General features: G+C 67.4%; 1 protein-coding gene. It reads left to right on the forward strand.

The features are described from left to right. Nucleotides 1-128: 128 nt before the first annotated feature. Nucleotides 129-13,157: an Ig-like domain-containing protein gene (locus H3H39_RS00375; RefSeq protein WP_182151297.1), complete on the forward strand. Its 13,029-nt coding sequence runs from the start codon at nt 129-131 to the stop codon at nt 13,155-13,157. Nucleotides 13,158-13,224 lie beyond the last annotated feature (67 nt).

The following is a 13,224-nucleotide window of genomic DNA, read 5'->3' on the forward strand; positions in this document are numbered from 1 at the left end:
TACCGGAAAAAAGAGCGTTTTCTCCCATGCGCAACTTGCATCTTGAGCGTCAAATAAGTGGGACGGAGAAATAAAAATTTCTTTCAAGAACTTCGCCCGCTCAACCCCACAGTGAAAGCAAGAAGATCATGGCCACTACCCGCACCGTCTTTATCGATTCCGCCCTGTCGGATTCCACCACGCTGGCCGCGCAATACGACGCCAACGTATTCAACGTCGTCATGCTGGACGGCGCGACACCAGGCCCGCAGCAGATCCAGGATTGGGTCAGCGCGCACGGTGTGAGCACGGCCGAGATCAACGTGGTATCCGCCAGCGCCAGCCTGAACGGGTTATTCACGCCGCGCGTGGTGTTCGTCGATCCCAGCGTGGCCGATTACCAGAGCATCATCGCCGCCACCCCGGCCAACGCCACCATCGTGGTGCTGGACGCGGGCAAGGACGGGGTGCAGCAAATTCATGATTTCCTTGCCCACAACACGGGGCTGGTGGCGGCCATCGACATCGTCACCAACCTGGCCAGCGTGGACGTGGTATCGCACGGCAGCCCCGGCGAAATCCATCTCGGCTCGACCGTGCTGAACGCCGACAACATGGCCGCCTACAGCGCCACGCTGGCCGACATCGGCAGCCACCTGACGGCCGGCGCCGACATCCTGTTGTATGGCTGCGACGTGGCGGCCGGCGCCACCGGCCAGCAATTCATCGCCAGCCTGGCGGCCGCCACCGGCGCCGACGTGGCCGCCTCGACCGACCTGACGGGCGCCGCCGCGGCCGGCGGCGACTGGGTGCTGGAGGCGAGCACCGGCACCATCGAGACGGCCGCCATCACCGACGCCGCCTATACCGGCACCCTTGATGCCGCCACCGCCGTGACGGCCTTCACCATGTCGGCCGACAGCGGCACCTCGGCCACCGACTTCGTCACCAACGTGGCCAGCCAGACCATCAGCGGCAGCTTCACGGCCAGCACCAACAATTCACAGATGCCGACCGTGTTTGTGTCCACCGATGGCACCGGCGCTACCCGCACGGGCGCCACCGTCACCTACACCGACAACGCCGGCAGCGGTACCTTCACGGCCACTGTCACGCTGGCCGCCGGCGCCGGCAAGAGCATCCAGTTCTGGGGCGCGGCGAGCGGCAGCAACTCGCTCGGATCGACCCATACCTACACGCTTGACACGGCGGGGCCCGCCACCACCGTCAACACGGTCGGCTTCAGCAATGACAGCGGCGGCAGCGCCAGCGACTTCAACACCAATGTGGCCAGCCAAACCATTTCCGGCACGCTCAGCGCCAACACGGCCAGCGGCGAAGTGGTCAAAGTCTCGCTCGACAACGGCGCCAGCTGGCAAACGGCCAGCAACACCATCGGCAGCAACAGTTTCAGCCTGTCCGGCGTCACGCTCACCGGCAACAACACGCTCAAGGTGCAGGTGGAAGACGCGGCCGGCAACGCCGGCACGGCCCGCACCCAAGCCTATGTGCTCGACACGACGGCGCCGGCCGCCGGCACGCTGGCGTTCACCAGCCTGGCCGACAGCGGTACGGCCGGCGACGGCATCACCAACGACAACAGCTTCGGCCTGTCGCTGACGGGCAACGAGGCCGGCGCGGGCGTGGTGTACCAGGTATCGACCGACAACGGCGCGCACTGGAGCAGCACCGGTACCACCCAGACGGCGCTAACCGATGGCAGCTACCAGTTCCGCGCCCAGGTGACGGACACGGCCGGGAACAGCGCCACCGCGGCGGCCATCAGCGTCACCATCGACACGGCCGCGCCCGGCGCGCCCGTCATCACCGGTTTCGCCACCAACAGCGGCTCGTTGGCTGACACCATCAGCAACGACAATACGCCCACCCTCACCGTGACGGCGGAGGCCGACGCCACGGTCGGCATCTACCAGGGCGGCGTGCTGGTGGGCACGGCCACTCAGACCTCGCCCCACAGCGGCATTTACACCTACACCTCGGCCACACTGGCCGACGGCAGCTACAACTTCACGGCCAAGGCCAGCGATGCGGCGGGCAACACCAGCGCGGCGTCGGCAGCCCAGCAGATCAAGGTCGATACCACGGCCGACGCCGGCGCCGACCTGGCCGTTCACGTCAGCGACAGCCTGGTGAACAATGCCGAGAAAGGCGCCGTGGCCTTTACGGTTTCCGGCCTGGACGCCGATGCCACGGCCACCACCACCTTCAGCGACGGCAGCCACACCGTCACCGCCAGCGGCACCAGCGGCACCGTCAACCTGTCCACACTCAATGACGGCGACGTCACCGTCACCGTCACGGCGACCGACACGGCCGATAACCACGCGACCGGCGCGGGCGCCTCCACCACGCTCGACACGACGGCCGATGTGGGTGCGGACCTGGCCGTCCATCTCGCCAGCACACTGGTAGGTAACGCCGGCAAAGGCGCCGTGGCCTACACCGTGGCCGGCCTGGACGCCGACGCCACGGCCACCGTCACCTTCAGCGACGGCAGCCACAGTGTCACCGGCAGCGCCGGCCACGCCGATCTGTCCACGCTGAACGACGGTGCCATCACCGTCACCGTGGCCGCCACCGATACGGCTGGCAACCACGCCAATGGCGCAAGCGCGGCCACCACGCTCGATACCATCGCCGATGCCGGCGGCGACCTGGCCGTCCACCTGAGCGACAGCCTGGTGAACAACGCCGAGAAAGGCGCCGTGGCCTACACGGTATCCGGACTCGATGCCGATGCCACGGCCACCGTCACCTTCAGCGACGGCACCCATAGCGTCACCGGCAGTAACGGCAGCGCCGACCTGTCCGCGCTTACCGATGGCGCCATCACCGTCACCGTCGCCGCCACCGACGCTGCGGGCAACCACGCCGGCGGCGCGGGCGCGGCCACCACGCTTGACACGACGGCAGATGCCGGCGCCGACCTGGCCATCCATGTCAGCGACAATCTGGTGAACAATGCCGAGAAAGGCGCTGTGGCCTACACGATTTCCGGCCTCGACGCCGATGCCACGGCCACCGTCACCTTCACCGATGGCAGCCACAGCGTCGCCGGCAGCAACGGCAGCGCCGATCTTTCCACACTCACCGACGGCGCCATCACCGCCACCATCGCCGCCACCGACACGGCGGGTAACCACGCCAGCGGTACCGGTGCGGCCACCACGCTCGATACCACGGCCGATGCCGGCGCCGACCTGGCAATCCATGTCAGCGATAGCCTGGTGAACAACGCCGAGAAAGGTACGGTCGCCTACACGATTTCCGGCCTCGACGCCGACGCCACGGCCACCGTCACCTTCAGCGATGGCGTTCACAGCGCCACCGGCAACAATGGCAGCGCGAACCTGTCCGCGCTCACCGACGGCGCCATCACCGTGACCATCGCCGCTACCGATGCGGCCGGCAATCACGCCAGCGGCGCCGGCACCGCCACCACACTCGACACCACCGCCGATGCTGGTGCCGACCTGGCCGTCCATGTCAGCGATAGCCTGGTGAACAACGCGGAAAAAGGCGGCGTGGCTTACACGGTGTCCGGTCTCGATGCCGACGCCACGGCCACCGTCACCTTCAGCGACGGCACTCATAGTGTCACTGGCAGCGACGGCAGCGCCGACCTGTCCACGCTCACCGACGGCGCCATCACCGTCACCGTCGCCGCCACCGATGCCGCCGGCAACCACGCCAACGGTGCGGGCGTGACCACCACGCTCGATACCACCGCCGATGCCGGTTCCAACCTGGCCGTTCACTTGAGCGACAGCCTGGTGAACAATGGCGAGAAAGGTTCTGTGGCCTACACCGTCTCTGGCCTCGACGCCGATGCCACGGCCACCGTCACCTTCAGCGACGGCACCCATAACGTCGCCGGCAACAACGGTGCCGCCGACCTTTCCGCGTTCATTGACGGTCCGGTCACCGTCACCATCGCCGCCACCGACGCGGCGGGCAATCACGCCAATGGAGCGGGCGCGGCCACAACACTCGATACCACGGCCGATGCCGGCGCCGACCTGGCCATCCATGTCAGCGACAGCCTGGTGAACAATGCGGAGAAAGGTGCGGTGGCCTACACGGTTTCCGGCCTCGACGACGATGCCACGGCCACCGTGACCTTCAGCGACGGCGTCCACAGCGTCACCGGCAGCGATGGCAGCGCCGACCTGTCCACGCTTACCGACGGCGCCATCACGGTCACCGTCGCCGCCACCGATGCCGCCGGCAATCACGCCAACGGCGCAGGCGCGGCCACCACGCTCGATACCACGGCCGATGCCGGCGCGAACCTGGCCGTCCATGTCAGCGATAGCCTGGTGAACAACGCGGAACAAGGCAGCGTGGCCTACACGGTTTCCGGCCTCGACGCCGACGCCACGGCCACCGTCACCTTCACCGATGGCACCAACAGCGTCACCGGTACCGGCGGCAGCGCCGACCTGTCCACGCTTGCTGATGGCGCCATCACCGTGACCATCGCCGCCACCGATACGGCAGGCAACCACGCCAGCGGCGCGGGTGCGGCGACCACGCTCGATACCACGGCCGACGCTGGCGCCGACCTGGCCGTCCATTTGAGCGATAGCCTGGTGAACAATGCCGAGAAAGGTGCTGTCGCCTATACAGTCTCCGGCCTCGACGACGATGCCACCGCCACCGTCACGTTCAGCGATGGCAGCCACAGCGTCGCCGGCAGCAACGGCAGCGCCAACCTGTCCGCACTCACCGATGGCGCCATTACCGTCACCGTCGCCGCCACCGACGCGGCGGGCAATCACGCCGGCGGCGCGGGCGCGGCCACCACGCTTGACACGACGGCAGATGCCGGCGCCGACCTGGCCGTCCATTTGAGCGATAGTCTGGTGAACAATGCCGAGAAAGGTTCTGTAGCCTACACGGTCTCCGGACTCGATACCGATGCCACCGCAGTCGTCACCTTCACCGATGGCACCAACAGCGTCACCGGTACAGACGGCAGCGCCGACCTGTCCACACTGACCGACGGCGCCATCACGGTCACCGTCGCCGCCACCGATGCCGCAGGCAATCACGCCAGCGGCGCAGGCGCGACCACCACGCTCGACACCACCGCCGATGCCGGTTCGAACCTGGCAGTTCACGTAAGCGACAGTCTGGTGAACAATGCCGAGAAAGGTTCAGTGGCCTACACCGTTTCCGGCCTCGACGCCGACGCCACGGCCATCGTCACCTTCAGCGATGGCACCCACAGTGTCACCGGCACCGGCAGCAGCGCCGACCTCTCCACTCTCACTGATGGCGCCATCACGGTCACCGTCGCCGCCACCGATACGGCCGGCAACCACGCCAACGGCGCGGGCGCGGCCACCACGCTCGATACCACTGCCGATGCCGGCGCCGACCTGGCCGTCCATTTGAGCGATAGCCTGGTGAACAATGCCGAGAAAGGCGCGGTCGCCTATACAGTCTCCGGCCTCGACGACGATGCCACCGCCACCGTGACCTTCAGCGACGGTGTCCACAGCGTCACCGGCAGCGATGGCACCGCCGACCTGTCTACACTCACCGACGGCGCTATTACGGTCACCGTCGCCGCCACCGACGCGGCGGGCAATCATGCCAACGGCGCAGGCGCGGCCACCACACTGGATACCACAGCCGATGCCGGCGCCGACCTGGCCGTCCATTTGAGCGATAGTCTGGTGAACAACGCCGAGAAAGGTTCTGTAGCCTACACGGTCTCCGGCCTCGATGCCGATGCGACCGCAGTCGTCACCTTCACCGATGGCACCAACAGCGTCACCGGTACCGACGGCAGCGCCGACCTGTCCACACTGTCCGACGGCGCCATCACGGTCACCGTCGCCGCCGCCGATGCCGCAGGCAATCACGCCAGCGGCGCAGGTGCGACCACCACGCTCGATACCACCGCCGATGCCGGTTCGAACCTGGCAGTTCACGTCAGCGATAGTCTGGTGAACAATGCCGAAAAAGGTTCAGTGGCCTACACCGTTTCCGGCCTCGACGCCGACGCCACGGCCATCGTCACCTTCAGCGATGGCGTTCACAGTGCCACTGGCAGCAATGGCAGCGCGGACCTGTCCGCGCTCACCGACGGCGCCATCACAGTCACCGTCGCCGCCACCGACGCGGCGGGCAATCACGCCAATGGCGCGGGCGCGGCCACAACACTGGATACCACAGCCGATGCCGGCGGCGACCTGGCCATCCATGTCAGCGACAGCCTGGTGAACAATGCGGAGAAAGGTGCGGTGGCCTACACGGTTTCCGGCCTCGACGACGATGCCACCGCCACCGTGACCTTCAGCGATGGTGTCCACAGCGTCACCGGCAGCGACGGTAGCGCCGACCTGTCCACGCTTACCGACGGCGCCATCACGGTCACCGTCGCCGCCACCGATGCCGCCGGCAATCACGCCAACGGCGCAGGCGCGGCCACCACGCTCGATACCACGGCCGATGCCGGCGCGAACCTTGCGGTTCACGTCAGCGACAGCCTGGTGAACAATGCCGAGAAAGGTTCAGTTGCCTACACGATCTCCGGCCTCGATACCGATGCCACAGCAGTCGTCACCTTCACCGATGGCACCAACAGCGTCATCGGTAGCGGCACCGGCAGCGGCGGCAGCGCCGACCTTTCCACGCTTACTGACGGCGCCATCACCGTCACCATTGCCGCCAGCGATACGGCCGGCAACCACGCCAACGGCGCGGGCACGGCCACCACGCTCGATACCACTGCCGATGCCGGCGCCGACCTGACCGTCCATTTGAGCGATAGCCTGGTGAACAATGCGGAGAAAGGTGCGGTGGCCTACACGGTTTCCGGCCTCGACGACGATGCCACCGCCACCGTGACCTTCAGCGACGGTGTCCACAGCGTCACCGGCAGCGATGGCACCGCCGACCTGTCTACACTCACCGACGGCGCCATCACGGTCACCGTCGCCGCCACCGATGCGGCGGGCAATCATGCCAACGGCGCAGGCGCGGCCACCACTCTGGATACCACAGCCGATGCCGGCGCCGACCTGGCCGTCCATTTGAGCGATAGTCTGGTGAACAACGCCGAGAAAGGTTCTGTAGCCTACACGGTCTCCGGCCTCGATGCCGATGCCACGGCCACTGTGACCTTCAGCGATGGCGTCCACAGCATCACCGGCAGCGACGGCAGCGCCGACCTGTCCACACTCATCGATGGCGCCATCACCGTCACCGTCGCCGCCACCGATGCCGCCGGCAACCACGCCAACGGTGCGGGCGTGACCACCACGCTCGATACCACCGCCGATGCCGGCTCGAACCTGGCAGTTCACGTCAGCGATAGTCTGGTGAACAATGCCGAAAAAGGTTCAGTGGCCTACACCGTTTCCGGCCTCGACGCCGATGCCACGGCCACCGTCACGTTCAGCGATGGTAGCCACAGCGTCGCCGGCAGCAACGGCAGCGCCAACCTGTCCGCACTCACCGATGGCGCCATCACCGTCACCGTCGCCGCCACCGATACGGCCGGCAACCATGCCAGCGGCGCGGGCGCCGCCACCACGCTCGATACCACGGCCGACGCTGGCGCCGACCTGGCCGTCCATTTGAGCGATAGCCTGGTGAACAATGCCGAGAAAGGTGCTGTCGCCTATACAGTCTCCGGCCTCGACGACGATGCGACCGCCACCGTGACCTTCAGCGACGGCGTCCACAGCGTCACCGGCAGCGATGGCACCGCTAACCTGTCCACACTTACCGACGGCGCCATCACGGTCACCGTCGCAGCCACCGATGCGGCGGGCAATCATGCCAACGGCGCAGGCGCGGCCACCACTCTGGATACCACAGCCGATGCCGGCGCCGACCTGGCCGTCCATTTGAGCGATAGTCTGGTGAACAACGCCGAGAAAGGTTCAGTGGCCTACACGGTCTCCGGCCTCGATGCCGATGCCACCGCAGTCGTCACCTTCACCGATGGCACCAACAGCGTCACCGGTACCGACGGCAGCGCCGACCTGTCCACGCTCGCTGATGGCGCCATCACCGTGACCATCGCCGCCACCGATACGGCAGGCAACCACGCCAGCGGCGCGGGCGCAGCCACCACGCTCGATACCACGGCTGACGCCGGCGCCGACCTCGCCATCCACGTCAGCGACAGCCTGGTGAACAACGCCGAGAAAGGCACCGTGGCCTACACGGTTTCCGGCCTCGACGACGATGCCACGGCCACTGTCACCTTCAGCGATGGCGTTCACAGTGCCACTGGCAGCAATGGCAGCGCGGACCTGTCCGCGCTCACCGACGGCGCCATCACAGTCACCGTCGCCGCCACCGACGCGGCGGGCAATCACGCCAATGGCGCGGGCGCGGCCACAACACTCGATACCACGGCCGATGCCGGCGCCGACCTGGCCATCCATGTCAGCAACAGCCTGGTGAACAATGCGGAGAAAGGTGCGGTGGCCTACACGGTTTCCGGCCTCGACGACGATGCCACGGCCACCGTGACCTTCAGCGACGGCGTCCACAGCGTCACCGGCAGCGATGGCAGCGCCGACCTGTCCACGCTCACCGACGGCGCCATCACGGTCACCGTCGCCGCCACCGATGCCGCCGGCAATCACGCCAACGGCGCGGGAGCGATCACCGCGCTCGACACCTCGGCCGATGTCGGCGCGAACCTTGCGGTTCACGTCAGCGACAGCCTGGTGAACAATGCCGAGAAAGGTTCAGTGGCCTACACGATCTCCGGCCTCGATACCGATGCCACAGCAGTCGTCACCTTCACCGATGGCACCAACAGCGTCATCGGTAGCGGCACCGGCAGCGGCGGCAGCGCCGACCTTTCCACGCTTACTGACGGCGCCATCACCGTCACCATTGCCGCCAGCGATACGGCCGGCAACCACGCCAACGGCGCGGGCACGGCCACCACGCTCGATACCACTGCCGATGCCGGCACGGACCTGGCAGTTCACGTCAGCGATACCCTGGTGAGCAACGCCGAAAAAGGCACGGTCGCCTACACAGTCTCCGGCCTCGACGACGATGCGACCGCCACCGTGACCTTCAGCGACGGCGTCCACAGCGTCACCGGCAGCGATGGCACCGCTAACCTGTCCACACTTACCGACGGCGCCATCACGGTCACCGTCGCAGCCACCGATGCGGCGGGCAATCATGCCAACGGCGCAGGCGCGGCCACCACTCTGGATACCACAGCCGATGCCGGCGCCGACCTGGCCGTCCATTTGAGCGATAGTCTGGTGAACAACGCCGAGAAAGGTTCTGTAGCCTACACGGTCTCCGGCCTCGATGCCGATGCCACCGCAGTCGTCACCTTCACCGATGGCACCAACAGCGTCACCGGTACCGACGGCAGCGCCGACCTGTCCACACTGACCGATGGCGCCATCACCGTCACCGTCGCCGCCACCGATGCCGCAGGCAATCACGCCAGCGGCGCGGGCGCCGCCACCACGCTCGACACCACGGCCGACGCCGGCACGGACCTGGCAGTTCACGTCAGCGATACCCTGGTGAGCAACGCCGAAAAAGGCGCAGTGGCCTACACCGTCACCGGTCTCGATGCCGACGCCACCGCAGTCGTCACCTTCAGCGACGGCACCCATAGCGTCACCGGCAACAACGGCAGCGCCAACCTGTCCTCGCTCACTGACGGCGCCATCACCGTCACCATCGCCGCCACCGATGCTGCCGGCAATCACGCCAATGGTACGGGTGCCGCCACCACGCTCGACACTACCGCCGATGCCGGCGCGGACCTGGCCGTTCACTTGAGCGATAGCCTGGTGAACAACGCCGAGAAAGGCGCGCTAGCCTACACCGTCTCCGGCCTCGATGCCGACGCCGCAGCAGACGTCACCTTCAGCGATGGCAGCCACAGCGTTACCGGCAACAACGGCGCCGCCGATCTGTCCGCACTGACCGACGGCGCCATCACGGTAACCATCGTCGCCACCGACGCCGCCGGCAACCATGCCAACGGCACGGGCGCAGCCACCACGCTCGATACCACCGCCGATGCCGGCGCCGACCTGGCCGTCCACGTCAGCGACAGCTTGGTGAACAACGCCGAAAAAGGCGCAGTGGCCTACACCGTCGCCGGCCTCGATGCCGACGCCAGCGCAGTCGTCACCTTCAGCGACGGCACCCACAGCGTCACCGGCAGCAACGGCAGCGCCGATCTATCCTCACTGACCGATGGCGCCATCACCGTCACCATCGCCGCGACCGATGCCGCAGGCAATCACGCCAATGGCGCGAGCGCCACCACCACGCTCGACACGACGGCCGATGCCAGCGCCGACTTGGCCGTTCACGTCAGCGACAGCCTGGTGGGCAATGCTGAGAAAGGCGCGGTGGCCTACACGGTTTCCGGCCTGGACGCCGACGCCACCGCCACCGTCACCTTCAGCGATGGCGTTCACAGCGCCACCGGCAGCAACGGCAGCGCCAACCTGTCTGCACTCACCGACGGCGCCATCACCGTCACCATCGCCGCCACCGATGCCGCGGGCAATCACGCCAATGGCGCGGGCACGGCCACCACGCTCGATACCACGGCCGATGCCGGCGCCGATCTGGCCGTCCACGTCAGCGACAGTCTGCTGAACAACGCCGAGAAAGGCGCCGTGACCTACACGGTCTCCGGCCTCGATGCCGACGCCACCGCAGTCGTCACCTTCAGCGACGGCACCCACAGCGTCACTGGCACCAACGGCAGCGCCAACCTGTCCTCGCTCACTGACGGCGCCATCACCGTCGCCATCGCCGCCACCGATGCGGCCGGCAACCACGCCAGCGGCGCAGGTGCCGCCACCACGCTCGACACCACGGCCGATGTGAGTGGCAATCTGGCCGTCCACCTCAGCGACAGCCTGGTGAACAACGCTGAGAAAGGAACGGTGGCTTACACGATTGCCGGCCTCGACCCCGACGCCACTGCCAGCGTCACCTTCAGCGACGGCAGCCACAGCGTCACCGGCAGCAACAGCAGCGCCGACCTCTCTTCGCTCACCGACGGCGCCATCACCGTCACCATCGCCGCCACTGACACGGCGGGCAACCAGGCCAGCGGCGCGGGCGCCACCACCACGCTCGACACCACCGCCGACGCCAGCGCCGACCTGGCCGTGCATGTGAGCGACAGCGTGGTGAACAACGCCAAAAAAGGCGGCGTGAGCTACACGGTGACCGGCCTCGACGCCGACGCGACCGCCATCGTCACTTTCACCGACGGCACCCACAGCGTCACCGGCAGCAACGGCACCGCCAACCTGTCCTCGCTCACCGATGGCGCCATCACCGCCACCATCGCCGCCACCGATGCGGCGGGCAACCACGCCAACGGCGCCAGCGCCGGCTTCACGCTCGACACCACCGCGGACGCCGGCGCCAACCTGGCCGTGCATCTGCCCGCCGGCCTGGTGGGCAACGCCGGCAAGGGCGCCGTCGCTTACACCGTATCGGGCCTCGATGGCGACGCCACCGCCGCCGTCACCTTCAGCGACGGCAGCCATAGCGCCACCGGCAACAATGGCCTGGTCGACCTGTCGGCCCTGCTTGATGGCCCGATCAGCGTCGCCATCGCCGCCACCGATGCGGCCGGCAACCACGCCAATGGCGCCGGCGCCGCCGCCACGCTCGACACCACCGCCGACGTGGGCGCCAACCTGGCCGTGACCGTCACCGACCAGTCCATCAACAACGCCGAAAAAGGCGCCGTGGCCTATACGGTGCTGGGCCTGGACGCCGACGCCCACGCCACCGTCACCTTCAGCGACGGCAGCCACAGCGTGCTGGGGGCGAACGGCATCGCGAATCTGAGCACGTTGACGGATGGCCCCATCAGCGTCACCATCGGCGCGGCCGACCTGGCCGGCAACACGGCCACGGGCACCGGCACCAGCCTGACGCTCGATGCCCACGGCCCCGTCTTCAGCTCGTCCAGCACGGCCACCGTGGCAGAGAATGTGGGCGCCAGCCAGGTGGTCTACACGGCGGCGGCCAGCGATGCGCACGCCATCACTTACAGCCTGCTCGGCAACAACAACGATGACGCGGCCGCCTTCACCATCGCCGCCAATGGTGCCGTCACGCTGGGCGCCAATCCCGACTTCGAAACCAAGAGCAGCTACCACTTCACCGTGCAGGCCACCGACAGCTTCGGCAACACCAGCCTGCAAGCCGTCACGCTGGGCGTCACCGACGTCAACGAGGCGCCCAATGCTTCGCCCGTCAGCCTGACGACCATCGAGAACGCCGTCATCACCACTTCGCTCACCAACGCCGTCAGCGACGTGGATGCGGGCGACACGCTGACCTTCGCGCTCAGCTCGGGCACGCTGTCGCTGTCCTGGAGCGCGGACTCGACATCGCAGTCGCTGATCAATCCCGTCACCCACGCGGTCGTCAACCTGGCCACGCTGGCGGCGCAGGCGACGCTGTCGGCCGATGGCAGCACCCTCAACATCGCCACCCCGGCGGAACTGGACTGGATGACCACCGGCCAGGCCATCCGCGCCACGCTCAACTACACGGCGACCGACCACGGCGGCCTGTCTGGCACTGACAGCATCGCCTTGTTGATCAACGGTTCGACCGCCGACAAGGGCGTCAACCTCAACGGCGGTAACGGCAACGACACCTTGTCCGGCAACACCACCAACAACGCTGAGGACGTGCTGCAAGGCGCCAACGGCAACGACACCCTGAGCGGCTACGGCGGCACCGACGCCCTGTACGGCGGCAACGGCGACGACAAGCTGTCCGGCGGCGCCGGCATCGACTACCTGTACGGCGACCAGGGCAACGACACCCTCGATGGCGGCACGGAAAACGATTACCTGTTCGGCGGCAAAGGCAACGATAGCCTGACCGGCGGCACCGGGGCCGACAAGTTCGTGTTCGAACCCCAATTCGGCAGCGACCGCATCACGGACTTCCACCTGGCCGAAGGCGACAAGCTGTATTTCGCCGACATCCTGTCCACGCCCATGACGGCCGACGCCTTCGTCGCGAAATACGTGACGGACACGGGCAACGACCTGCTCATCAGCCTGCCGGGCGGTTCCATCGTGCTGGTGGGGGTGGCCAGCGTCAGCGGACTGGCCGCCGCCATCAGCTTCGGCATGCCGACGTAAGCGGGACGCCGCAGCAAGCGGGCGGGCGCCCCGGCGTCCCCCCCGATTTCGGCCCGCGCCGCGCTCG

Origin of the sequence: Rugamonas apoptosis (assembly GCF_014042355.1) — a bacterium.
GTDB lineage: Bacteria > Pseudomonadota > Gammaproteobacteria > Burkholderiales > Burkholderiaceae_D > Rugamonas > Rugamonas apoptosis.

What these genes read in the sequence shown, in the direction of transcription:
- H3H39_RS00375 (WP_182151297.1), top strand. Translation starts at nt 129, where the DNA reads ATGGCCACTACCCGCACCGTCTTTATCGATTCCGCCCTGTCGGATTCC.